A 22,048-nucleotide genomic window follows, 5' to 3' on the forward strand; every position below is an offset into this window, starting at 1 on the left:
TGTCACCAGCCTGGGCCTGAGGCCTGGCTGACTGCTCATCGCCGCTCCTGGGCCAGGCGGAGACCACTGGCCACCCAGCGGCTGGCGGGCGGGAAGAAGTTGCGGTAGGAGTGGCGGCCGTGACCGGGAGGGGTGAAGTCGCTGCCGCCGCGCAGCACCATCTGGGAACTCATGAATTTGCCGTTGTATTCACCCACCGCGCCGGCGGCTGGCGTGAAGCCCGGATAGGGACGGTAGGCGCTGGCCGTCCACTGCCAGACCTGACCCTCCAGCTCCCGCAGGGCGGGGTGGCCGCCCCGGGAGGCGGATTCCCACTCGGCTTCCGTGGGCAGGCGGGCACCAGCCCAGCGGGCGTAGGCCTCGGCCTCGAACCAGCTCACATGCCGCACCGGCCCTTCCGGACGCAGGGGACGCCTCCCTTCCAGGCTGAATTCCCAGCTCCAGCCGTCGCGTTCCGAGCCGCGCCAGTAGCGAGGCGCCCGCCAGCCGCGCTCCTGCACCAGGGCCCAGCCTTCGCTCATCCAGAGCTCGGGCCGGCGGTAGCCCCCCGCGGCGATGAAGGCCGCGAATTCGCCGTTGCGCACGAGCCGGCTGGCGATCGCATGGGGCTCCAGCCAGTGCCGGTGCCGTGGCGCCTCGTTGTCGAAGTGGAAGCCGTCCTCGGGGCCCGCGCCGATCTCCACCAGGCCGCCCGGGTGCTCGATCCACTCCAGCGGCTCCGCCGCCTCGACCTGGAGCCCGCCGGGTTGGCGGTAGGCGGGCTCCAGGGGGTTACGGCTGAAGCCGTCGAGCAGATCCATCAGCAGCAGCTCCTGGTGCTGCTGTTCGTGCTGCAGCCCCAGCTCCAGCAGCTCCAGCACAGGCTCCGCCGTGGCCTGGGGTTGCCGGACCAGCCGCTCCAGCAGATCCTTCAGTCCGGCATCCACCCGCCGCCGCCAGGCCATCACCTCACGCATCGGTGGACGGGAGAGCAGGCCCCGCTGGGGGCGGGGGTGGCGCTCGCCGATCGCGTCGTAATAGGAATTGAACAGAAAGCCCCAGCGGCTGTCGGCGGGCTCATAGCCGGGCAAGTGGGGTTGGAGCAGGAAGGTCTCGAAGAACCAGGTGGTGTGGCCGAGATGCCACTTGGGCGGGCTGGCGTCGGCCATGCCCTGCAGGCAGAGGTCTTCAGGCTCCAGATCGGCCACCAGCTCTTCGCTGCGGCGGCGGATCGTCCCCAGCCGCTCCAGCAGGGCCGCGCTTGGAGCCGCGGAAGCCATGGCATGGGAAGCGAGCTGGGGTGGAGCCTAGTGGGGATCGGCGGTCGCGGCTGACCCCCTTACGATCGGCCACAGACCACCGTTGCGACAAAGCCGCCGCCATGGGCATCCGCCAGGGATCCTGCACCCAGGCAGGCATCAGCCAGGGTTTTGTCGAAGCCGTCGGCAACACCCCCCTGATTCGTCTGCGCCTGCTCAGCGATCTGACCGGCTGCGAGATCCTCGGCAAGGCGGAGTTCATGAACCCCGGGGGCTCCGTCAAAGACCGCGCTGCCCTCGGCATCCTGCTGGAAGCGGAGGAGTCGGGAGCTCTGCAACCGGGCGGCACCGTGGTCGAAGGCACGGCCGGCAACACCGGCATCGGCCTCACCCACCTCTGCAATGCCCGCGGCTACCGCAGCTTGATCGTCATCCCCGACACCCAGTCGGCTGAGAAGATCGGGCTGCTGCGCAGCCTTGGCGCGGAGGTGCGCACCGTCCCGGCGGTGCCCTACCGCGACCCCAACAACTACGTGAAGCTCTCGGGCCGCATCGCCGCCGAAATCCCGGGTGCCATCTGGGCCAATCAGTTCGACAACCTGGCCAACCGCCGCGCCCACTACGCCAGCACCGGCCCTGAGATCTGGGAGCAGACCGGCGGCCGCATCGACGCCTGGGTGTCGGCCACCGGCACCGGCGGCACCTATGCCGGCGTGGCCCTGTTCCTGAAGGAGCGCTCCGAGCGGGTGCGCTGCGTGCTGGCCGATCCCCACGGCAGCGCCCTCCATGCCTGGGCCACCGGCGCTGGGCTGAAGGCCGAGGGCAGCTCGATCACCGAGGGCATCGGCAACAGCCGCGTCACCGCCAACCTCGAGGGGGCACCGATCGACGATGCGGTGCGCATCGACGACCAGAGCGCCCTCGAGACCATCTACCAGTTGCTCTGGCGGGAAGGGCTGTTCATGGGCGGCTCGGTGGGCATCAACGTGGCGGCGGCGGTGGAAACGGCCCGCCGGCTCGGGCCCGGCCACACGATCGTCACCGTGCTCTGCGACAGCGGTGATCGCTACCGCTCCCGCCTCTACGATGCCGACTGGCTGGCCTCCCGCGGACTGAGCCAGCCCCGCCGAGAGCGGGTTCCGGCCTGATGGATCCCGCTCAAACCGCCGAGCCAGGTCTGCTGATCGCGGATCGCTACCGCCTGGAGGCGGAGCTCAGCCGCAGCCCCCAGGGGGTGCTCTGGCGCGCCAGCGATCAGCTGGCGGGCGGGGCGCTGATGGCCCTGCGCCAGCTGGGCCCCGAGCAGGACCAGGAGCACTGGCGGCAGCTCTGGAGCCGCCTGCAGGGGGTGCTCCATCCCCAGATCCCCCGCATCGGTGAAGCCATTCCTCGGGGGGATGAGCTCTGGTTGGTGCGCGAGTGGCAGGGGGGACCCACCTACAGGGAGCTGCTGGAGGCGCGGCGCGAGCGTCAGCTGGTCTTCGGGGCGGGGGAGGTGCTGCTGCTGGTGCGGCAGCTGCTGCCGGTGCTGGCGGCCCTGCATGGCCAGGACCTGGTCCATGGCGATCTCTGTCCGGCCAATCTGCTGCGCCGTGACCGCGACGGCCTGCCGGTGCTGCTCGATTTCGGCCTGGTGCGCGACGGTTCGATCGAGGCTCCCGCCGGCGGGGCCACGCCCGGCTATGCGCCGGCGGAGCTGGGCCGCGGCGAACCCGTGCAGCCCTGGATGGATCTGCATTCCCTGGGGGTCGTGGCGCTGGTGCTGCTCAGCGGGGATGAGCCGGCGGCCCTGCTCGATCCCAGCACCCTCGCCTGGAGCTGGCCGTCCGCCGACCAGCTTGATCCGGCCCTGCGGGACCAGCTGGAGCGTTTGCTGAGCTCCGATCCCGATCAGCGCTTCGCCACGGCGTCCCAGGCACTGGAGGCCTTCCAGCAGCTGCCGATGCCCGAGAGCCTCGGCCCCGTGGCCCGGGCCGACCGCACCGTTGCCCTGGTGCCACCGTCTGTGCCGCCGCCAGTTGAGCCTCCCCGCGCTCCGGCTCCCACGCCGCCTGTCGCTGTTCTGCGCAGCCGCCAGCAGGTCAAGGACGAGGCCGTGGAAGGCCGTCTCTGGCCGGTGGTGATGGCGCTGGTGTTCTCGGCCGTGGTCGGCATCAGCCTCGGCTGGTGGCTGCTCGGCCGCGGCAAGGCCCCCAGCGAGGAGGTCAGGGAAGCCCCCCAGCGCCCCCTCACCGCCAGCCTGCCGCCCGGTGAGGTGGACCAGCGCCAGGAGTTGCTCAACCGGCTGAGGGCCCTGCAGGTCGACCGTGGCTGGTTCCTCAACCTGGTGGACGCCAACCTGATGGCCCAGTTTCCGGAGCGGGGAGGGCGACTGCCCAGTGATGCGCTGGAGGATGCCCCCCTGCGCAAGGTCTGGAATGAGCTGGCGGAGGAGTGGCTGGCCCGGGTGGAGCAGCTGCCGATCGCCGTGCGCCGCAAGCTCGGCAGTTTCAGCGCCTCCGACTGGGAGGGCCAGCAGCGGCGTCTTGCCGCCCAGGGGCTGAGCGCCCCGGTGCTCCGCCAGCTGGTTTCCGGCAACGCCCAGGCCCTTCTGCCCGGCCGATCGAGCATGGACATCCCACCCGAGCCCTTCCGCCAGCTCTGGTATGCCGCCGCCCAGCAGACCCTGGAAAGCCTCCGGGTCGAACCGATCCTGGCCACTCCCGGTCAGGCCCGGGTGCAGTCGGCGGAACTGGAGGCCAACGGCGCCCGGGTCTTCCCGATCCGCATCCCCAGGGGCCACCAGCTAGTGCTGGGGGTGAATGGCTCACCGCTGATGCAGATGAGCGTCTTCGACGCCCAGGGGAATCTGCTCGAGCCCAAGGGTCCCCTGCGGGTGGTGAGTCTGGGGGTTGTGCCCGGGAATCAGGCCCAGCTGCTGATCAGCAATGAAGGCGTGGCCCCGGCCTTCATCACCCTGTCGCTGCGGGCCGACCCTCCCCCGCCTGTGCCGAGCCCGCCTGAGCCCGCTGAGCGCCCCCAGCCGGAGAGCCCACCCGAGGAGTCACCCTCGCGCCAGCAGCCTTCCGCTCCCGCCACCCCTGAGCCCGACCAGCGCCGCCCGTCCCAGCCGCTGACACCTCCCCCCCCGGAGAGCGACTCGCCCCAGACCCGCTGATCAGAGCTTCACAATGGATTCCCAAGCCCCTGCTCAGCGTTGATCGGCGCCATTCCCCAGCCATCCGTTCCGGCGGCTCCGGATCCAGCGTCCCCGGCACCGCTGGCCGTGGCACTGATCTCCGGCGGGCTTGATTCGGCCACGGCCGCGGCCCTGGCGATCGAGGCGGGCTACCGGCTGATCGGTCTGTCGTTCGATTACGGTCAGCGTCACCGCAGGGAGCTGGAGGCTGCCGCCCAGCTGGCGTCTGCACTCGGCCTGATCGAGCACCACACCATCGCCGTCAACCTGGCTGCCTGGGGTGGCTCGGCCCTCACCGACCCTGGCATCGCCCTGCCCGGCGCAGGGGCGGTGGAGGGGGTGATCCCTCCCACCTATGTGCCGGGCAGGAACACGGTGTTCATCGCTCTCGGGCTCAGCCTGGCCGAGGCCCGGGGGGCCTCCCGCCTCGTGCTGGGGGTGAATGCGGTGGATTATTCGGGTTATCCCGATTGCCGTCCCGACTACCTCGCCGCGTTTCAGAGCCTGGCGGATCTGGCCAGCAAGGCCGGCCGGGAAGGACACGGGGCCCGGCTCTGGGCACCGCTGCTGAGCTGGAGCAAGACACGGATCGTTGAGGAGGCCCTGCGTCTGCGGTTGCCGATCGAGAGCACGTGGAGCTGTTATGCCGGCGGGACTGTCCCCTGCGGCCGCTGCGACAGCTGTCGCATCCGCGATGCCGCTCTGCGGGACGCGGGGCATCCCGAGCTGGCCAGCCACGGACCTGGATGAGCCGGGAGCCTTTGATCCGCCCCCTGCCGTGGCGGGAACCCTGGCCCCTGGTGAACCGGCTGGCGCAGCACTACGGGCTGGAGGGGCTGGTCTGGCTGGATGGGGATGGAACGGCCCTGGGACGCACCTCGACCCTGGCCCTGGCCCCCCTGGAGCAGGTGGAGTGCCGGGGCCTGCCGGCTGAGTCCGGAGCCGGCGATCCCTTCGCGGCCCTGCGGCGTGTCCTGGGGACGGGTGGGGCCTGGCTGGGCTGGCTGGGCTATGAGGCGGGAGCCTGGGTGGAGCCGGGATCCCACTGGCGCTCGCCGGACACAGCCACCCTCTGGGCCGCTCGCTACGACCCCCTGCTCCGCTTCGATCTGCAGGAACGGCGTCTCTGGCTGGAGGGGGACGACCCGGGGCGGCTGCGGGACCTGGCGGCCTTGATCGGATCAGGCCCTGAAGACCCAGGAACGGCGGAGGCCGCAGCGCCGCCGGCCCCGGGTCTGCCGCCCGGCCACTGGCACTGGCACACCACCCCGGAGGCCTTCGCCCACCAGGTGACGGCCCTGCGGGAGTGGATCGCCGCGGGGGATCTGTTCCAGGCCAATCTCACCGCCTGCCGCGAACTGCTGCTGCCACAGCCGGTCTCACCCCTGGAGCTCTACGGCCGGCTCAGGCGCCACTGCCCGGCGCCCTTCGGTGGAGTGGCGATCGCCTCGCTCGGCGAGGACGGTGAGGCCGTGCTCTCCGCGTCGCCGGAACGCTTTCTGCGTCTGGAGGAGGATGGCCAGGTGGAGACCCGTCCGATCAAGGGCACCCGGCCCCGTCACACCGCCGCCGCCGCCGATGCCGCCGCCGCTGCCGACCTGATCACCAGCGCCAAGGACCGGGCCGAGAACGTGATGATCGTCGATCTGCTGCGCAATGATCTCGGCCGGGTCTGCCGCAGCGGCTCGATCGGGGTGCCTCAGCTGCTGGGGCTGGAGAGTTACCGCCAGGTGCACCACCTCACCTCCGTGGTGGAGGGATCCCTGCGCCCCGAGGCCGATCTGGTGGACCTGCTGCGGGCCTGCTGGCCGGGCGGGTCGATCACCGGGGCCCCGAAGGTGCGCGCCTGCCAGCGCCTGGGTGCCCTGGAGCCCGTGCCCCGGGGGCCCTACTGCGGATCCCTGTTCCTGCTCGAGGCCGACGGCCGCTTCGACAGCAACATCCTCATCCGCAGCCTGATGCTCAGGGGCCGGCGCCTGCGCGCCCATGCCGGCTGCGGCATCGTGGCCGATTCCAGCCCCGCCGCCGAGGCTGAGGAACTGGCCTGGAAACTGGATCCCCTGCTGGAGGCCCTGGCCTGAACGCGATCGCCTGGATCGATGGACCGGACGGAGGCCGCTGGGGTAAACCGGGCAGCCTGGCGGTGCCGCTCTCGGATCGGGGCCTGAGTCTGGCCGATGGGCTGTTCGAAACCGTGCTGGTGGAGGGGGGGCGCCCCCGGTTGCTGGCCCAGCACCATCAGCGCTGGCGCTGCGGGGCGGAGGTGCTGGGTCTTGAGCCCCCACCGCCGCTGGAGCGGGTGGCGCTGCTGGCCCGCGAGGCGATCGATCGCAGCGGCATCGCCTGCGGGGCCCTGCGCCTCAACTGGAGCCGGGGCGATGGTGCCCGGGGCCTCGAACCCTCCGCGGGACCTGCACGCTTCTGGTTGCAGCTCAGCCCCGCCTGGCCTGATTTCAGCTCGGTGTCCGTGATGGTGAGCCGGCTCGAGCGGCGCAATGCCGCCAGCCGCCTGAGTTCCTGCAAGACCTTCGCCTATGGCGCTTCGGTGCTGGCCAGACTGGAGGCCCGACGGGCGGGTCAGCAGGAGGCGCTGCTGCTGAGCACGGCCGGGGGGCTCTGCTGCGGCACCTGCGCCAACCTGCTGGTGCGTCACTCCGGGGGGTGGTGGACACCGCCGCAGGCCAGCGGCTGCCTTCCCGGCGTGATGCGGGCCAGAGCTTTGGCCCTGGGGCTGGCCCAGGAGGCTCCGGCGCCGATCGAGGCCTCCCAGCTGCGGCACGGTGCTCTGCTCATCAACAGCCTCGGTTGCCGGCCGATCCGGTCCCTGGAGGGGGAGGTGGTCTCCACCTGGCCCGAGCCGGAGCACTTCTGGCGTCGCTTGCTTGCGGACGACTGATCGACTGGTCCAGGGTCCGTCACCGAAGGCACCTGTCATAGCGTCGGGTCATCAGCGGATGAACAGCGTGAGGGTCGGGGCTGCAGCGGTGATCCCGGGGTTGGCGTTCCTGCTGGCGGGGCTTTCGGCCTGCGGCGGGCCGAAGGAGGTGGCCGTTCAGAACGCCCGGCTTGGCGATGCGCTGGTGGAGGTCGAGGGGACCCGGGTCGAGCTGGCCCAGACCTTCAAGCCGGGGGTGTCCAACGGCCTCTACAAGGGAGCCGTGCGCCTGCATGGGCCTGGCCAGCCGGCGGACGGACGCCTGCATGCGCTCAATGCCGTCTGCAGCATCAAGGACACACCCGGCTGGCCCGCCTACGACAACGTCTATGGCTACCCCATCTCGGACGTTGCCGAGGCCGCTCAGCTGAGCGGCAAGAGTCGCTGGCAGATTCTGTATCACTTTGATGGGCGGATCGAGGCCAGTGGCGGCCTAAAGCCTCAGGCCTGGACGGCGCGCCTCAGGGACAACCTCTGCCGCCGCGGTGATTTCGATGACAGCACGGCACGCCAGTGACAGGGCCGCTGAGCGCGGGGTCCAGTAGCCGATGACACTGTTCCTCCTGGAGGGCTCGCGTTGGATGTGGGCGAAAACCGCAACGAACCCCTCCTTTCGATGCCGAAAACACTGTTCAAGGTTGATCTCACCAAGACGATGGACCAGCAGGAGATGCCGGGCCACAACCGCTGGCATCCCGACATCCCGGCAGTGGTTTCAGTCAATCCGGGTGATGTGTTCAGGATCGAATGCAAGGACTGGACCGATGGCCAGATCAAGGACAACGATGATCCGCAGGACATCGCCGATGTCAATCTCGAGGTTGTCCATGTCCTGAGTGGGCCGATCTGGGTGAATGGTGCCCAGCCCGGCGACATCCTGGTGGTCGATATTCTCGATGTCGGTGCCCTGCAGGGAGATGAATGGGGCTTCACGGGCATTTTCGCCAAGGAAAACGGAGGCGGCTTCCTCACCGATCACTACCCCAAGGCGGCCAAGGCCATCTGGGATTTCGAAGGGATCTACACCAGCTCCAGGCACATCCCCGGCGTGCGTTTCGCTGGCATCACCCACCCCGGCCTGATCGGCTGCGCCCCCTCCCATGAGCTGCTGAGGGAGTGGAACCGGCGTGAAACCGAGCTGGTGAACACCGCCCCCGACCGCCGCACCTATGGCGCCGGTCTCTCGGGCAGTGAGCCGGTGCTGGCGGCTCTTCCCAATCCCAACAGCGCCATCCTCGGAACCCTGCCCAGCTCGGAGTTCGAGCGGGTGGCCAATGAGGCGGCCCGCACGGTGCCTCCCCGGGAGCATGGCGGCAACTGCGACATCAAGAATCTCACCAAAGGAACCAAGATCTACTTCCCCGTCTACGTGGAAGGAGCCAAGCTCTCGATGGGAGACATCCACTTCTCCCAGGGGGATGGTGAAATCTCCTTCTGCGGCGCCATCGAGATGTCTGGCTACCTCGATCTGCACGTGGAGATCATCAAGGGTGGCATGGAGAAGTATGGGATGGTCAATCCCATGTTCAAGACCAGCCCCGTCGAACCTCATTTCACTGATTACCTCGTGTTTGAGGGGATCTCGGTTGATGAGTTCGAAGGCAAGCAGTACTACATGGATGTACATATCGCCTATCGTCGTGCCTGCCTCAATGCGATCGAATATCTCAAGAAGTTCGGCTACACGGGCGAGCAGGCCTATCTGCTGCTGAGCTGTGCACCGGTCGAGGGGCGAATCAGCGGCATTGTCGATATCCCCAATGCCTGTTGCACCCTGGCCATACCAACTTCGATCTTTGACCAGGATATCCTGCCCTGCTGATCAGTAACTGTGGAACGGGGGGCCTGAGCATCAGGCCCCCTTTCTGTTGTGCTGATCATTTTTTGAACGATCTCATCTTCCGCCCGCCATGCCTGTCTACGAATTCAGCTGCACCAACGGTTGTGAAAACTTTGAAGTCTGGCGCAGCATCGATGAGCGCCAGAGCAACACCAACTGTCCCGCCTGTGAGGCAGAGGGCAAGCGCGTGTTCACACCGGTGATGTCCCTCACCGGGCCCCTGCGGCTGAAACAGGAGCAGTCGGAACCGCGACTGGTGCGCAAGCAGGCCACTCCCCCGGCAGGAAAGCCCCGGCTGAAGCAGAGCAGCACCCGCCCCTGGATGCTGAATCGAGGCTGCTGACACTCACGACAGTGAGTGCTCCGACCTGGGCGTTGACTCCTGCTGGGAGCCAACGCCCAGGCGCGTTCGATCAGACCGTCAGGAACTCCTTGATCACCTCGTCGGAGAGCTGATCCGTCTTGCCACTGGCCACAATGCCTCCACGCTGCATGGCGTAATAGAAATCGGACTGGCGCACGAAGTGAAGATGCTGCTCCACCAGCAGCACGCTGATGCCGGTCTCCTTCATGATTCGCTGAACGGCGTGCTCGATGTCGAGGATGATCGAAGGCTGAATCCCTTCGGTCGGTTCATCCAGCAGCAGCAGTTTCGGCTTGCCCAGCAGAGCTCGGGCGATGGCCAGCTGCTGCTGCTGACCGCCACTGAGGTCGCCACCCTTGCGCTTGAGGAACTTCTCGAGAATCGGAAACAGATCGAAGATCAGAGGATCGATGTGGCGGTTCTTCTCGAGCCCTCCGGGAAGGGCCTCCATGCCCAGCAGGAGATTCTCCTTGACCGAAACCTGGGGAATGATGTCCCGGCCCTGGGAGACATAGCCGATGCCTGCACGAGCTCTCCGGTAGGGAGGCTGGCTGGACAGTTGACCGCTGCCGTATTCGATGGTGCCCGAACGCTGCTGCAGCAGTCCGATGATGGTCTTGAGAAACGTGGTTTTGCCGACGCCGTTGCGACCGATCAGGCAGACCATTTTCCCTTCATGGATGCTCAGGTCCACGTTGCGGAGAATATGGCTTTCTCCGTAATACACATTCAGACCGTTGACCTGGAGCAGGGGTTTTTCGCTGGTGGTAGACATGGGGGCGGTGGTTGAAGGTCGGAAAACGGTTACTGTTCGGGCGGCCCCAGGTAGACCTCGATAACCCTTGGATCGGCTTTGACCTGGTCCAGCGGACCCTCAGTGAGCACCTGCCCCTGGTGCAGAACGGTGACGTCGAAATCGAGATCCCGGATGAATTCCATGTCGTGCTCGATCACCACCACGGTGTGGTCGCCGGCCAGGGACTTGATCAGTTCGGCCGTTCGCAGGGTTTCCTCATCGGTCAGACCGGCAACCGGTTCATCCAGGAGCAGCACTTCCGGGGCCTGGGCCACCAGGCAAGCGATGGCCAGCCACTGCTTCTGGCCATGGGAGAGGGAGCCAGCCTTCACGGTGGCGAAGGGTGCCAGGCCCACATAGTTCATGATGCGATGAACCTCGTCCTTGGCCGCCTGGGGAAGGCCCGACCCCAGCAGGCTGAAGGCGTTTTTCAACGGGGAGGCGGCCAGCTCGAGATTGCGAAGCACGCTGAGGTTCTCGAAGACCCTCGGGGTCTGGAACTTGCGGCCGATCCCCTGACGAGAGATCTTCTGCTCCGAAACACCGAGAAGCGATTGTCCCTTGAAGGTCACCGAGCCCTTGGTGGGTCGAACCTTGCCGGTGATCACATCCAGAAATGTTGTCTTGCCGGCACCGTTGGGCCCGATGATCGACTTCAACTCACCCTTATATAACTTCAGGCTGAGATCGGTGAGGGCATAGAAGCCATCGAAACTCACGCTGACGTCATTGAGCTCAAGTAGAGGTTCTGACATGGACATCGGAAAGGAGCGTATTCGAGAAAGCAGTCACGAAGAAAAACCTGGCAGTATTGTCGGACTGACTAGTCCACGGGGAGAGCCTCCGCATCGATCCGGGGATAGGTTTTTGCCTTCTTGGCGATGCCGAAGGCGGCCAGCAGACTCCTGAATCCGCCGTTGACAACCCAGCCATAAATGCCATCGGGCATGAGCACAACCACGAAGATGAACAGGGCACCCTGGACGAAGAGCCAGGCCTCTGGCAGGGCCTCGCTTACCAGGCTGCGCAGGTAGTTGACCACCGTGGCGCCGATGATGGGACCCACCAGAGTCCCCCGGCCGCCCACGGCCACCCAGATCACCATCTCGATCGAGAAGGAGATCGACATGTACTGGGGCGAAACGATGCCGGACTGCACGGTGTAGAGCGCGCCGGAGATTCCGCACAGGGCTCCCGCCACCAGGAAGACGATGGTCTTGAACGGGACCGGATTGAAACCGGCAAAACGAAATCTTGTCTCATCATCACGGATGGCGATCAGGGCATCACCGAAGCGCCCGCTGGTGAAGTACCGGCAGATCAGAAAAGCCAGGGGGAGCAGGATCACCGTGAGGCGGTAGAACCACACCTGCATGTCAGGGGAACCCACCAGTTGGCCGAACAGCTGCGAGGTGCTGGTTTTGAGGCCGTTGGTGCCGTCGAAAAGCTTCTGCTGGCCGTTGAAGAAGTGGAAGAACACCATCAACGCGGCTTGGGTGATGATGGAGAAATACACTCCTTTGATCCGGTTTCTAAAGATCAACCAACCCACCACACCAGCCACCACGGCTGGGATCACCCAGATGGCGATCAGCGTGAATACAGGTGACCAGAAGGGCTTCCAGAAAAAGGGCAGCTCAGCGACGCCGTAGTTCTCGAAAAATTTGGGGATGCCATTACCGCCAGCCAGGCTCTTGGTTTTGAGCATCAGGTACATGGCCACCGCGTAGCCACCCAACGAGAAGAAGATCCCCTGACCCAGGCTCAGCAGACCGGTGTATCCCCAGATCAGATCGATCGCCAGAGCGGTAATGGCGAGCGCGAAATAGCGACCGAAGAGGTTGAGCCGAAAATCGTCGAGCGCCGCCGGCAGGATGAACAGGGCAACCGCCAGCAGAATCCAGGGGACAAGTCTTTGGAAGAGTTTCAAGGTAGAGGCCTCCTCGTGGGGAGATGGAACGGGAATCTGCAGCGGGTGGGGATGATCGGGTCAGGCATCGACCGAGCGACCCTTCTGAGGGAACATGCCGTTGGGACGGAACTGGAGGAAGACGATGATGAAGATGAAGACGAGGACCAGCGACATGCTCGTGGTCGCGAAGAATTCAGTGACCCCTCGGGCGGCCGCCGGCATATCCGGGAAGATGGTGAGCAAGGTGCCGGAGCCGATCACCGATTGAATGATCCCGAGCAGAATCGCCGCGATCACGGTGCCGAGCAGGTTGCCCACCCCGCCCAGCACGATCACCATGAAGCAGGACACGATATACGCGGCTCCAAGGTTGGGGCCCACCGATCCCAGCAGAGTGATGGCGCACCCAGCCACACCGGCCAGTCCGGATCCGATACCGAAGGTGATGCTGTCCACGCGATCGGTTGGAATACCGAGACAGTTGCTCATCTGACGGTTCTGGGTGACTGCGCGGATCCGCAGACCCCAGACGCTTTTATTCAGGAACCAGTAGGTGGCCAGAAGCAAAAGGGCCGACAGCAGGATGATGAAGATCCTCAGACCGGGCAGTTCGATGGTGCCGATCATCCCCCAGCTACCCTGCAGCCATTTCGGTGCCGTCACATCGATGTTGCGGGGACCGAACCAAGGCTTGGAGAGTGGCCGGAACTGATCGAAGAGATTCACGGCAATCAGACCGATGAGGATGGAGAGAGCCCAGCCCAGTCCATTGAGATAGGTGAAGAAAGGCTTCTGTGAGAACTTCGCGCGCAGTAACTTAGAAAGTAAGACCCCGGAAGCTACACCCACAATGATGCCAAGCATCATGGCCGTTGAGACACTTCGAATCAGCTGGATGAGAATCAGGCTGACTCCCCAAGTGGCGAGCAGTGTTTCCAGGGGTCTGCCGTAAAGCTGTCGGATCAGCGTTCTCTCCAGCAGCACTCCAATCAATCCCGTGACGATGAAGGCAAGCACCAGAGAGACCGGGAAATACAGCTCGAAGATCACACCACCCATGGGTTTGAACGCCGACTGCACCACGTAGGTGACATAGGCGCCCAGCATCATGAGCTCACCATGGGCGAGGTTGATGACCCCCATCAAGCCAAAAACGATGGCCAGACCGGTAGCTGCAAGCAGCAGAACCGATCCGATGCTGAGGCCATCGAGGATCTGAGAAAAGAAAAGTTCCAACGGAATGAATGTTGAAAGTTAGGTCCAGCATCGCGTCAGCGATGCTGGACCAGGTCGAACGGGGTGGTGGTGTATCGATCTGGATGGCGGGCGGTGGTTCCTGGAGGAACCACCGATTCTTCATCGCCTCCCGGGGATGGCCCTGATCACATCTTGAACTTGCCTGCATCAGGACGATCCTGAGTCCAGTCGCAGGTGAAACCCTTGGTTTCGGGCACGAACTGGTTCCAGGGGATGGGCGGAATGGCCGTCTTGCTGTCCTCGAGGATCTTGAACTGACCGTTGGCTTCGGCTTCACCGATCAGCACCCGCTCGGAGGTGTGGTGATTGGGGAACATTTCGATCTCGCCCTGGGGCGCATCGAATTTGATGCCGATCATGGTCTTGCGGACCTTGTCGAGATCTTCGAAGGTACCGGCCTTCTCAACAGCGTTCTTCCAGAGGTACACCATGTTGTAGGCCGATTCAGCTGGGTCACCGGTGACCCGATCGGCGCCATACATCGCCTGGAAGTCGGAGGTGAACTTCTTCGAGGCCGGGGTGTCCAGGCTCATGAAGAAGTTCCAGGTGGCATAGGTGCCAGTGGTGTACTCAGGGCCGATCTGACGGATCTCCTCCTCAGCAATCGAGAAGGACATGATCGGGTATTTTGCCGGGTCAATGCCGGCGGCCTTGAATTGCTTGAAGAGGGCAACGTTGGAGTCGCCGTTCAAGGTGTTGATGATGATGCCGCCATCCGGGAACGCCTTCTTGATCTTGGCGATGATCGGGGCTACCTCGGTGTTGCCGAGAGGGATGTAGTCTTCGCCAACGGTTTCACCGCCAAGAGCCTTCATCTGCTCCTTGATGATGGTGTTGGCGGTCCGAGGATAGACGTAGTCTGAGCCAACCAGGTAGACCTTTTTGCCCAGCTTATCGCCGTAGGTCTTCATCAGCCAGTCAACGGCTGGTTCAGCCTGCTGGTTGGGAACGGCGCCCGTGTAGAAGATGTTCCTGGAGCACTCCTGCCCTTCATATTGAATCGGGTAGAAGAGCATATGGTTCTTGGCCTCATACACCGGCAGCATGGCTTTGCGGCTGGCGGAGGTCCAGCCTCCGAACACTACGGCCACCTTGTCGGAGTCGATCAGCTTCTGCGATTTCTCGGCGAAGGTGGGCCAATCGGAGGCACCATCTTCGGCAACAGCGACGATTTTGTACGATTTGCCGTCAACCTTGACGCCGCCGGCGTCGTTGATCTCCTTGATCGCCATCTCTTCGACCTCTTTCAGGGTCGTTTCCGAGATGGCCATGGTGCCACTCAGGGAGTGGAGGATGCCAACTTTGACCTCGCCGTCGAAGTTGCCAGCGGAGTCTCCACCGCCACCGCCACCGCAGGACACCAGAGTGATGCTGACGGCGGAAGCAGCAAGTCCAGCAAACAGCCGCCGAGAGAGATTCTGAACCATTGGTGCTTTGTCAAGGTGAGGGTATGCCGCGATGCTGACGGCAGCTCGGAACTTACGGAGATCGCCCAGGGCGCTATGTATCCGATCGCACGAAACCTCTGTGCTGGCTCAGGGTGTGTGGATTTGCTGGTGAAGCCAGGTCCCTGACTCAGGCCCTTGGGCTGGGTAACTGTTCACGCAGAAAGGATTCGACACGCTCCAGGCCTTCTCCGCTGCGAAGGTTGGTGAAGCACCAGGGGCGGCCCGGTCGCATCAGTTCAGTGTCTCGTTGCATCACGCTCAGATCGGCGCCCACCATCGCTGCCAGATCGATCTTGTTGATCACCAGCAGGTCGGAGCGGGTGATGCCCGGCCCCCCCTTCCTGGGGATCTTGTCCCCGGCGGCCACGTCGATCACATAGATGCACAGATCCACCAGCTCCGGACTGAAGCTGGCCGCGAGATTGTCACCGCCGCTCTCCACCAGCACCAGATCGAGATCAGGGAACTGGTTCTCCAGTTCCTCCACCGCGGCGCGGTTGATCGAGCAGTCTTCCCGGATGGCGGTGTGGGGGCAACCTCCCGTTTCCACCCCGCGGATGCGCTCGGGCTCCAGAGCGCCGGCGCGGGTCAGGAACTGGGCGTCTTCCTGGGTGTAGATGTCATTGGTCACTACCGCCAGCTCCAGCTCCTGGCGCAGCCGCCGGCAGAGGGCTTCAACGAGGGCCGTTTTGCCGGAGCCCACGGGTCCCGCCACTCCAACGCGCAGTTTGCTCATGCTGGTGGGCCGCCTTGAGGGTCAACTGCGAAACAGCCTGGAGTAAAGCTCGGCGTGGTGGAGCTGGCAGAGGCCAGAGCCGATGCCGCCGGTCCATTGCTCGCGGGGATCGGCGAGCGCCAGCTCGCGGCCCCGCTCCACCAGTAACGGTGCCAGGGCCAGCTGCAGCCGTTGTCCCTGGGTGGGCCCAAGGGGCACCAGGCGCACGGCGGCACTGATCTGGTTGGCGCACCAGCCATAGAGGTAGGCCTCCACCAGATCAGGCAGTGGGAGCTCCAGGCAAAGCCCCGCCCAGGCCCAGGCCGCCGGCCAGGCCAGCTCGACGGCAGGCTGCAGCGGCCAGCCCAGCTGCGCCAGCAGCTGCAGCAAGGAGCGTCCCATCTGACGTTGCTGGGACCGCAGTTCAGGCGCTTCGCGCTGGACCAGCAGCCAGCTGTCGAGATCCATCAACGTTGCCCGGGCACGCTGAGCCCCCTCGCTCTCGGCTCCCGCTGCAGCCATGAGCTGGTGCTGGCGCAGGGCCTCCTGCAGAGGGCCCAGGGCCGCCGCCTCGATGCCGATGCTGCCGCGCCGGAGCTCGGCTTCGAGCCAGTCCTGCAGAGCCCTCGCCGTGGTGATGGTTCCCCTCTGCACCAACACCTCCAGCCCCTCCGAGTAGCTGAACGCCCCCACAGGCAGGGCGGGGCTCACCAGTTGCAGCAGATGCAGCCCGGCGACACTCATCGCGGCTGGTCGCTGTCGTGGTTGTGGTCGCCACTGTGGGCGTGGGAGTGGTTGTGGGATTCACTGGCTGTGGCATAGGCACCAGGTTCCGGCAGAAATGGCGCCAGTCGGTGCTCGATCAACAGGCCCCGTTGCCGCATCAGCTCCTCCAGTACCCCGTCCTCCAGCAGTCTCAGTTCCCCTGAGCGCACTTCCAGCGACACATGGCGGTTGCCCAGGTGGTAGGCGGCCTGCAGCAACGTCAGGGGATCCGGGCTGCGCACCACCAGCACAGGCTCAGGCGCCGGCACCACCACCACCACCAGGCTGCGATCGGCCGGCATCAGCCGCTCGCCCGGCTCCAGGGCCGGTCCCCGCGGGAGATGCAGCAGCAGTTCACGGCCGCAGGAGGTGCGTCTCCGCCCGCGCAGGCTGGTGCGCTCCTGGGCGCTCATGGGCAGATGCAGCACGGGCACATCCCCGTCCGGCTCCTGCTCCTGGCCGGAGGGCTGATAGCGCAACTCCAGCTGCAGCGGTGGTGAGACGGGTGGTGAGCTCGAGCTCGGGGGCGTGGACACAGGGCCATCACCCTCACAACAAGGCGCCAGCCTCCTCAGACCGTGGAGCAGCCCCTGTGGCGATGGCTACCAAAACCGCCCTTGCGGCCTGGGTCAGGATTCTCCGGATGGTGCCGACTGTCCTGGAGCGCAACTGTCCATGCTGAGCGCCCCCCCGAAGCCCTGGTGTGCGGAGGCCCGCCTTCACTTCCATCGAACGGCAGAGCGTGGCACCCAGTACCAGGGCGGCGCCACGGCCCCCCTCAAGATCCAGAGGGCCTTCGCCCGCGCCGATGGCCGCTGTGAACTGCCGCTGCTCCACACCGGCGGTGGTCTCGTGGGAGGGGATGAGCTGAGCATCGAGGTCGGGCTCGGGCCCTTCAGCCGTGCCCTGCTCACCAGCGTCGCCGCCCAGAAGGTGTACGGATCGGTGGGCCGCTCCCGCCTGGCCCCCCGCGGCAGCTGGAGCCGCCAGCGGCTGAGCGTCGAGCTGACGGAGGGGGCCGACCTGGAATGGCTGCCCCAGGAGGTGGTGGTGTTCGCAGGAGGCTTGATCGAGCAGAGCTGCCGGGTGGAGCTGGCCGAGGGAGCCAGCTGGCTCGGGGCCGACGTGGTGCGCCTGGGACGCAGCGCCGACTCCGAAACCCTGGGGGACGGCTGCTGGCGCTCCCGCCTCGAGATTCGCCGACAGGGGCGCTGGAGTGTTGTCGATCAACTGGAGCTCACGGGAGAGACCTTGCGCTCCCCCCACGGGCTGGGGGGGATGCCCGTGTTCGGCAGCCTGGTGTGGGCGGCGCCGGCGCCGGTGCCGGACGCGCTGCTGGACCTCTGCCGAGCCGATCGGACCGGGCTGGAGGGGGAGATGGCCTGCGGCCGGCTCGATCAGGGGCTGGTGGCTCGTTACCGGGGCGGCTCCACCCAGGCGGCCCGCTGGTGGTTCACCCGCATCTGGGCCCGGATCCGCGCCGAGCGTGGCCTGGCGCCGCCGGTTCTCCCGAGGGTGTGGCCGTTCCAGGAGGATCCCTGGCTGGAACCCTCGGACAGGATCCCCAGTCTTCGCGAGGCCCACACGGCGGACTCCAGCTGATCTCAGGGCTCATCGGGGCCGGCAGGACGGCTGGGGCCAGCGCCGCATCACCACAAGTCCCAGCACCACGAGGACAGCCGGGATCAGGCCGATGCAGAGGCGGATCATCACCAGGGCCGGACGGGGCTGGCCACCGACCAGCCCAGCCACGTAGCCGCTCCAGCTGAGCAGGTTTCCCAGCAGGAAGACCGACACGGCGCTGCCCAGCTTCTGGGTCATCACCATCCAGGCGGTGAACAGTCCGGCCGGCCGCTCCGGATCGGCGTCGATCGCGTCGGGCAGCAACGACCAGGGCAGCAGGTAGGCGGTGGCGGCCCCCAGGCCCAGCAGAATCACCACCCCCACCAGCAGTGAGAACTTGAGGCCGTTGCCCCCGGGGGCCAGCGGGGCCGCGGCGGCATCCAGCGGCACCAGCACCATGGCCAGGCCGCCCATCGCGATCCAGAGGCCACAGCCCCAGCGCAGGGCGACCAGCCGTCCCTGCCGGGCCGCCAGCCGGCTCCACAGCTCCAGGCCGGCCATGGCGCTGAGCTGGAAGGGGATCAGCATCCAGGTGCTCCAGGCCTGGGGCAGATGCATCACCTCGGTGAGATAGAGCAACGACACGGGCTGCATCAGTTGCAGCGCTCCCCAGAGCAGGAGGTACAACCCCACCACCCGCAGGAAGCGGCCATTGCGCCGGATCCGCCCCAGCTGGGCGGTGATGGGCTCGGGCGACCCCGAGGGCCGGCGGCACACCCGTGCGGCCGGCGCCAACCCCCAGGCGGACAGCAGGGTGCCGACGACCACCACCGCTCCGGCGGCCACTCCCATCGCCAGGTAGCCCGGGGCGCCATAGCCCACCAGCAGGGCCCCGAGCATCAAGCCCAGCAGGCTGCTGAGAATCGAGCCGGTGAAGCGGGCCGCGTTGAGGCGGGTGCGCAGCCGGGTGTCCTCGCTGAGCTCGGTGGCCAGGGCGCAGAAGGGCAGGTTCACGCCCGTGTAGGCAGCCATGAACACCACGGAGATCAGCACGAACCAGCCGAAGCGCAGCAGTTCACCGCCAGGGGGGAACCACCACATCAGCGCCATGCTCAGCCCGAGGGGCACCGCACTCCAGACCATCCAGGGGAGGCGGGGGCCGAAGCGGCTGCGGGTGCGGTCGCTGAGCCAGCCCAGCAGCTGATCGTTGATGGCGTCCCAGAGCCGCCCCACCATCAGCACCAGGCCCGCCAGCCAGGGGGGCAGCCCGGCGATCTGGGTGTAGAAGACGAACAGATAGAAGCCGATCAGGGCCGCCGCCAGCCCGGTGCCGGCGTCACCGAGGCCGTAGGCGAGCACCGTCCGGCGACGCAGGGTCACCGGCAGCTCCATCAGATCGATCGGCTCGGCCATGGCGGTGGGGCTGCGGACACTCCGGGCATGCTGCTCTCCAGGCCCTGAGCCGGCGGTGAAAGTTCCTGCTGAACCTGGCGGCCTGCCGGACCACTGCCAGAGTGATGGCGGAACGCCCCCGCCCATGTATCTCACTCCCCAGGAGAAGGACAAGCTGCTGATCGTCACCGCAGCGCTTCTGGCGGAGCGTCGGCTGCAGCGGGGTCTGCGCCTCAACCATCCCGAGGCCGTGGCCTGGCTCAGCTTTCTCGTGCTGGAGGGGGCCCGCGACGGTCGCAGCGTGGCTGAACTGATGGCCGAGGGCACCACCTGGCTCAGCCGCGAGCAGGTGATGGAGGGGGTGCCGGAGCTGATCCCCGAGGTGCAGATGGAGGCCACATTCCCCGATGGCACCAAGCTCGTCACTCTGCATGAACCGATCCGATGATTCCCGGAGAACTCTTTCCTGAACCCGGCAGCCTCGAGCTCAACGCCGGCCGGCCGGTCACCACGATCGAGGTGGCCAACCGGGGTGATCGTCCTGTGCAGGTGGGATCCCACTTCCACTTCCACGAGGCCAACCATGCCCTGGTCTTCGACCGGGAGGCGGCGAGGGGCCAGCGCCTCGACATTCCGGCCGGCACCGCGATCCGCTTCGAGCCAGGGGATCAGCGCCCCGTTCAGCTGGTGCCTCTGGCCGGAGCCCGCTGTGTGTTCGGCTTCAACGGTCTGATCAACGGCCCCCTCGACTGATCCGCCCAGGGCGGCCCCGCCCATCCCCCGTTCCTTCGTCACCCGCACCAGCCATGCCCTACCGGATGGATCGCCGGGCCTACGCCGAGACCTACGGCCCCACCACCGGCGACCGGCTGCGGCTGGCCGACACCGAGCTGATCCTGGAGGTGGAGGACGACTTCACCACCTATGGCGAGGAGGTGAAATTCGGCGGCGGCAAGGTGATCCGCGACGGCATGGGCCAGGCCCAGACCTCCCGCGCCGACGGGGCTGTGGACACGGTGATCACCAACGCCCTGATCCTGGACTGGTGGGGGATCGTCAAGGCCGATGTGGGCCTCCGCGACGGACGCATCTGCGCCATCGGCAAGGCCGGCAACCCCGACATCACCGACGGCGTGACGATCGTGGTGGGGCCCGGCACCGAGGCGATCGCCGGGGAGGGCCACATCCTCACCGCCGGCGGCATCGACACCCACATCCATTTCATCTGTCCGCAGCAGATCGAGACGGCCCTGGCTTCGGGCGTCACCACTCTGCTGGGCGGCGGCACCGGCCCGGCCACCGGCACCAATGCCACCACCTGCACCCCCGGGGCCTTCCATCTGGCCCGGATGTTCCAGGCTGCCGAAGGCCTGCCCGTGAACCTGGGCTTCTATGGCAAGGGCAACGCCAGCACGCCCGAGGCGCTCGAGGAGCAGGTGCGGGCCGGAGCCTGCGGTCTCAAGCTCCACGAAGACTGGGGCACCACCCCGGCGGCGATCGATTGCTGTCTCACCGTGGCCGACCAGCTCGACGTGCAGGTCTGCATCCACTCCGACACCCTCAATGAGGCGGGTTTTGTGGAGGACACGATCCGGGCGATCGGCGGCCGCACCATCCACACCTTCCACACCGAGGGGGCCGGCGGCGGCCATGCCCCGGACATCATCCGGATCTGCGGCGAGGCCAACGTGCTGCCCAGCTCCACCAACCCCACCCGCCCCTACACCCGCAACACGCTCGAGGAACACCTCGACATGCTGATGGTGTGCCACCACCTCGACGCGGCCATCCCCGAAGACGTGGCCTTCGCCGAATCGCGCATCCGCCGCGAAACCATTGCCGCCGAGGACATCCTCCACGACCTGGGGGCCTTCAGCATCATCGCCAGCGACTCCCAGGCCATGGGCCGGGTGGGTGAGGTGATCACCCGCACCTTCCAGACCGCCCACAAGATGAAGGTGCAGCGCGGCACCCTGCCGGAGGACAGCGCCGGTGCGGGCCGCGGCCGCAACGACAACGTGCGCCTCAAGCGCTATGTGGCCAAATACACGATCAACCCGGCGATCGCCCACGGCCTCGACAGCCAGATCGGCTCGGTGGAAGTGGGCAAACTGGCTGATCTGGTGCTCTGGAAGCCCGGCTTCTTCGGGGTCAAGCCGGAGCTGGTGGTCAAGGGGGGCTCGATCGTCTGGGCCCAGATGGGTGATGCCAACGCCTCGATCCCCACCCCCGGTCCGGTGCACGGACGGCCGATGTTCGCGGCCTACGGCGGTGCCCTCGCCCCCAGCTGCCTCACCTTCCTGAGCCAGGCGGCCCTCGACGATGACCTGCCCCGCAAGCTGGGCCTGAAGCGGCCCTGCGTGCCGGTGGTTCACACCCGTGGCATCGGCAAGGCCCAGATGCGCAACAACAGCGCCCTGCCCAAGGTGGAGGTGGACCCCCAGACCTATGAGGTTTTCGCCGACGGTGAACTGCTCACCTGCGAGCCCGCCGACGAGCTGCCGATGGCGCAGCGCTACTTCCTGCTCTGAGGGCCCGCGCCAACAACGGGCCCTGGCCGGGTGTGGATCTGGATCGATCCAGCTCAACCCACCGGCAATCGGTAGCGATAACCACCAGAGTTGTCAATGCCGCTGTCCATGATC

22 protein-coding genes are annotated in these 22,048 nt (G+C 66.4%); 12 read left to right on the forward strand and 10 right to left on the reverse strand.

The annotated features are described in order from the left end of the window. Positions 1-35 precede the first annotated feature (35 nt). Positions 36-1,259 carry an ergothioneine biosynthesis protein EgtB gene (gene egtB, locus I1E95_RS08385; RefSeq protein WP_197161143.1) on the reverse strand — a complete coding sequence of 408 codons (1,224 nt, stop codon included), beginning with the start codon at positions 1,257-1,259 and terminating at the stop codon, positions 36-38. A 101-nt stretch (positions 1,260-1,360) separates the two neighbouring features. Between egtB and I1E95_RS08390 the strand changes: the two genes are divergently transcribed. From I1E95_RS08390 to I1E95_RS08425, 8 genes are all read left to right on the forward strand, one after another. Beyond that, on the forward strand, positions 1,361-2,386 hold the full coding sequence (locus tag I1E95_RS08390) for a cysteine synthase A (protein WP_197161146.1): 1,026 nt from the start codon (positions 1,361-1,363) through the stop codon (positions 2,384-2,386). Beyond that, positions 2,386-4,395: a phosphotransferase gene (locus I1E95_RS08395; RefSeq protein WP_197161165.1), complete on the forward strand. Its 2,010-nt coding sequence runs from the start codon at positions 2,386-2,388 to the stop codon at positions 4,393-4,395. The genes I1E95_RS08390 and I1E95_RS08395 overlap by 1 nt, the downstream gene beginning before the upstream one ends. Before the next feature lie 102 nt (positions 4,396-4,497). Further along, positions 4,498-5,166 carry a 7-cyano-7-deazaguanine synthase QueC gene (gene queC, locus I1E95_RS08400; protein WP_197167291.1) on the forward strand — a complete coding sequence of 223 codons (669 nt, stop codon included), beginning with the start codon at positions 4,498-4,500 and terminating at the stop codon, positions 5,164-5,166. Next, entirely contained in the window at positions 5,163-6,497 is a 1,335-nt protein-coding gene (locus I1E95_RS08405) for an anthranilate synthase component I family protein (RefSeq protein WP_197161168.1), read from the forward strand. Before queC ends, I1E95_RS08405 begins: the two co-directional genes overlap by 4 nt. 62 nt (positions 6,498-6,559) lie before the next feature. Next, positions 6,560-7,312 carry an aminotransferase class IV gene (locus I1E95_RS08410; RefSeq protein ID WP_231594503.1) on the forward strand — a complete coding sequence of 251 codons (753 nt, stop codon included), beginning with the start codon at positions 6,560-6,562 and terminating at the stop codon, positions 7,310-7,312. A 58-nt stretch (positions 7,313-7,370) separates the two neighbouring features. Next, a complete protein-coding gene (locus I1E95_RS08415) occupies positions 7,371-7,868 on the forward strand; it encodes a hypothetical protein (protein WP_197161171.1) in 498 nt (165 codons plus the stop codon). 99 nt (positions 7,869-7,967) lie between these two features. Beyond that, positions 7,968-9,173, forward strand: a complete 1,206-nt coding sequence (gene fmdA, locus I1E95_RS08420) for a formamidase (RefSeq protein ID WP_037981469.1) — start codon at positions 7,968-7,970, stop codon at positions 9,171-9,173. 88 nt (positions 9,174-9,261) lie between these two features. Then, positions 9,262-9,534: an FmdB family zinc ribbon protein gene (locus I1E95_RS08425; RefSeq protein WP_197161173.1), complete on the forward strand. Its 273-nt coding sequence runs from the start codon at positions 9,262-9,264 to the stop codon at positions 9,532-9,534. A gap of 70 nt (positions 9,535-9,604) precedes the next feature. On the opposite strand, the gene urtE is transcribed toward I1E95_RS08425, so the two are convergent. The 8 genes from urtE to ureE form a co-directional block, all read right to left on the reverse strand. Then, complete coding sequence (gene urtE / locus I1E95_RS08430) at positions 9,605-10,330, reverse strand: urea ABC transporter ATP-binding subunit UrtE (protein ID WP_006172925.1); 726 nt, start codon at positions 10,328-10,330, stop codon at positions 9,605-9,607. Between the two features lie 29 nt (positions 10,331-10,359). After that, positions 10,360-11,106, reverse strand: a complete 747-nt coding sequence (gene urtD / locus I1E95_RS08435; RefSeq protein ID WP_037981100.1) for an urea ABC transporter ATP-binding protein UrtD — start codon at positions 11,104-11,106, stop codon at positions 10,360-10,362. 68 nt (positions 11,107-11,174) lie between these two features. Continuing rightward, on the reverse strand, positions 11,175-12,281 hold the full coding sequence (gene urtC / locus I1E95_RS08440) for an urea ABC transporter permease subunit UrtC (RefSeq protein ID WP_197161190.1): 1,107 nt from the start codon (positions 12,279-12,281) through the stop codon (positions 11,175-11,177). 60 nt (positions 12,282-12,341) lie between these two features. After that, the gene (locus tag I1E95_RS08445) at positions 12,342-13,499 is read right to left on the reverse strand and encodes an urea ABC transporter permease subunit UrtB (protein WP_197161192.1); all 1,158 of its coding nucleotides are present in this window, start codon (positions 13,497-13,499) and stop codon (positions 12,342-12,344) included. 146 nt (positions 13,500-13,645) lie between these two features. Beyond that, the gene (gene urtA / locus I1E95_RS08450) at positions 13,646-14,947 is read right to left on the reverse strand and encodes an urea ABC transporter substrate-binding protein (protein WP_197161195.1); all 1,302 of its coding nucleotides are present in this window, start codon (positions 14,945-14,947) and stop codon (positions 13,646-13,648) included. A gap of 148 nt (positions 14,948-15,095) precedes the next feature. Beyond that, positions 15,096-15,704 carry an urease accessory protein UreG gene (ureG, locus tag I1E95_RS08455; protein WP_197161197.1) on the reverse strand — a complete coding sequence of 203 codons (609 nt, stop codon included), beginning with the start codon at positions 15,702-15,704 and terminating at the stop codon, positions 15,096-15,098. 21 nt (positions 15,705-15,725) lie between these two features. Next, positions 15,726-16,427 (reverse strand): urease accessory protein UreF, encoded by a 702-nt coding sequence (locus I1E95_RS08460; protein ID WP_197161200.1) that lies wholly within the window; start codon positions 16,425-16,427, stop codon positions 15,726-15,728. Continuing rightward, positions 16,424-16,984 (reverse strand): urease accessory protein UreE, encoded by a 561-nt coding sequence (ureE, locus tag I1E95_RS08465; protein WP_231594504.1) that lies wholly within the window; start codon positions 16,982-16,984, stop codon positions 16,424-16,426. The genes I1E95_RS08460 and ureE overlap by 4 nt, the downstream gene beginning before the upstream one ends. 139 nt (positions 16,985-17,123) lie before the next feature. Here ureE and I1E95_RS08470 point away from each other — a divergent pair, with 139 nt between their 5' ends. Further along, positions 17,124-18,050, forward strand: a complete 927-nt coding sequence (locus I1E95_RS08470) for an urease accessory protein UreD (protein WP_197161203.1) — start codon at positions 17,124-17,126, stop codon at positions 18,048-18,050. A 9-nt stretch (positions 18,051-18,059) separates the two neighbouring features. On the opposite strand, the gene I1E95_RS08475 is transcribed toward I1E95_RS08470, so the two are convergent. Then, positions 18,060-19,424 (reverse strand): MFS transporter, encoded by a 1,365-nt coding sequence (locus I1E95_RS08475; protein ID WP_197161206.1) that lies wholly within the window; start codon positions 19,422-19,424, stop codon positions 18,060-18,062. 124 nt (positions 19,425-19,548) lie between these two features. Here I1E95_RS08475 and I1E95_RS08480 point away from each other — a divergent pair, with 124 nt between their 5' ends. Genes I1E95_RS08480 through ureC form a run of 3 tightly spaced genes read left to right on the forward strand, consistent with a single transcriptional unit; the run spans position 19,549 to position 21,934 of the window. Next, complete coding sequence (locus I1E95_RS08480; RefSeq protein WP_006172936.1) at positions 19,549-19,851, forward strand: urease subunit gamma; 303 nt, start codon at positions 19,549-19,551, stop codon at positions 19,849-19,851. Then, positions 19,848-20,156, forward strand: coding sequence for an urease subunit beta (locus I1E95_RS08485; protein ID WP_197161221.1), 309 nt, complete (start codon positions 19,848-19,850; stop codon positions 20,154-20,156). The genes I1E95_RS08480 and I1E95_RS08485 overlap by 4 nt, the downstream gene beginning before the upstream one ends. A 53-nt stretch (positions 20,157-20,209) precedes the next feature. Next, positions 20,210-21,934: an urease subunit alpha gene (ureC, locus tag I1E95_RS08490; protein WP_197161224.1), complete on the forward strand. Its 1,725-nt coding sequence runs from the start codon at positions 20,210-20,212 to the stop codon at positions 21,932-21,934. Positions 21,935-22,048: the final 114 nt, after the last annotated feature.

It is taken from the genome of Synechococcus sp. CBW1107, assembly GCF_015841355.1.
GTDB lineage: Bacteria > Cyanobacteriota > Cyanobacteriia > PCC-6307 > Cyanobiaceae > Regnicoccus_A.

Bases quoted from the DNA above. Each gene is read 5' to 3' on its own strand.
- egtB (WP_197161143.1), bottom strand. From the start codon at position 1,259: ATGGCTTCCGCGGCTCCAAGCGCGGCCCTGCTGGAGCGGCTGGGGACG.
- I1E95_RS08390 (WP_197161146.1), top strand. From the start codon at position 1,361: ATGGGCATCCGCCAGGGATCCTGCACCCAGGCAGGCATCAGCCAGGGT.
- I1E95_RS08395 (WP_197161165.1), top strand. From the start codon at position 2,386: ATGGATCCCGCTCAAACCGCCGAGCCAGGTCTGCTGATCGCGGATCGC.
- I1E95_RS08405 (WP_197161168.1), top strand. From the start codon at position 5,163: ATGAGCCGGGAGCCTTTGATCCGCCCCCTGCCGTGGCGGGAACCCTGG.
- I1E95_RS08415 (WP_197161171.1), top strand. From the start codon at position 7,371: ATGAACAGCGTGAGGGTCGGGGCTGCAGCGGTGATCCCGGGGTTGGCG.
- fmdA (WP_037981469.1), top strand. From the start codon at position 7,968: ATGCCGAAAACACTGTTCAAGGTTGATCTCACCAAGACGATGGACCAG.
- I1E95_RS08425 (WP_197161173.1), top strand. From the start codon at position 9,262: ATGCCTGTCTACGAATTCAGCTGCACCAACGGTTGTGAAAACTTTGAA.
- urtE (WP_006172925.1), bottom strand. From the start codon at position 10,330: ATGTCTACCACCAGCGAAAAACCCCTGCTCCAGGTCAACGGTCTGAAT.
- urtD (WP_037981100.1), bottom strand. From the start codon at position 11,106: ATGTCAGAACCTCTACTTGAGCTCAATGACGTCAGCGTGAGTTTCGAT.
- urtA (WP_197161195.1), bottom strand. From the start codon at position 14,947: ATGGTTCAGAATCTCTCTCGGCGGCTGTTTGCTGGACTTGCTGCTTCC.
- ureG (WP_197161197.1), bottom strand. From the start codon at position 15,704: ATGAGCAAACTGCGCGTTGGAGTGGCGGGACCCGTGGGCTCCGGCAAA.
- I1E95_RS08460 (WP_197161200.1), bottom strand. From the start codon at position 16,427: ATGAGTGTCGCCGGGCTGCATCTGCTGCAACTGGTGAGCCCCGCCCTG.
- I1E95_RS08470 (WP_197161203.1), top strand. From the start codon at position 17,124: ATGCTGAGCGCCCCCCCGAAGCCCTGGTGTGCGGAGGCCCGCCTTCAC.
- I1E95_RS08475 (WP_197161206.1), bottom strand. From the start codon at position 19,424: ATGGCCGAGCCGATCGATCTGATGGAGCTGCCGGTGACCCTGCGTCGC.
- I1E95_RS08480 (WP_006172936.1), top strand. From the start codon at position 19,549: ATGTATCTCACTCCCCAGGAGAAGGACAAGCTGCTGATCGTCACCGCA.
- I1E95_RS08485 (WP_197161221.1), top strand. From the start codon at position 19,848: ATGATTCCCGGAGAACTCTTTCCTGAACCCGGCAGCCTCGAGCTCAAC.
- ureC (WP_197161224.1), top strand. From the start codon at position 20,210: ATGCCCTACCGGATGGATCGCCGGGCCTACGCCGAGACCTACGGCCCC.